The organism is Bartonella sp. AC62GZZY (assembly GCF_042196525.1).
In the GTDB taxonomy this organism is placed as follows: Bacteria; Pseudomonadota; Alphaproteobacteria; order Rhizobiales; family Rhizobiaceae; genus Bartonella.
In genome coordinates, this window is record NZ_JBHIQN010000100.1 from 1 (window position 1) to 547 (window position 547).

Below are 547 nucleotides of genomic sequence, written 5' to 3' on the forward strand. Positions count from 1 at the left end.
CACGTGCTTTAGAGGATAAGCTGTTATCACCTTGTAAAGTTATCATATTAGTTGTCAACGAAGAAGAAGTAAGTCAATCCATTCAACATCTGATTACCGATAAGAATTATGAACTTATTCTCGATGATAGGACCAAGATTAATGGCTGTTATAGAGCACTTACCAAAATGGATCTGAAACTTGATCTTAAAGATGACCCCAAGCCCATGCGTAGAGCTTTAGCTTTTTGCAAAGATATTGAGACTTCTAAACGCATATGCAAGAGATTCAAAAAAGAAAAAGTGCAAGAATCTTTGCGCGCTCTTCATAAGAACTATAAAGATACTCCTCCTCTTAACTGTACCCTTGCCCATATTGATGGAACCTTTAGTGCTAAAGAGCGTACAAAACAACTTGAATGGTTAAAGGAAGATGCGGGGGAAAATACGTGTCGTGTTCTCACCAATGTAAGATGTCTTTCTGAAGGTGTGGATGTTCCTGCTCTTGATGCTGTTCTATTTTTACACCCGCGCAAAAGTCAAATTGAGATTATTCAAGCGATAGGACG

General features: G+C 38.4%; 1 protein-coding gene. It reads left to right on the top strand.

Annotated features, from left to right (window positions below; all coding sequences use genetic code 11):
• Positions 1-547 (top strand): helicase-related protein (locus ACFIML_RS09380; protein ID WP_375688062.1); only part of this gene is annotated, 547 nt, incomplete at both ends.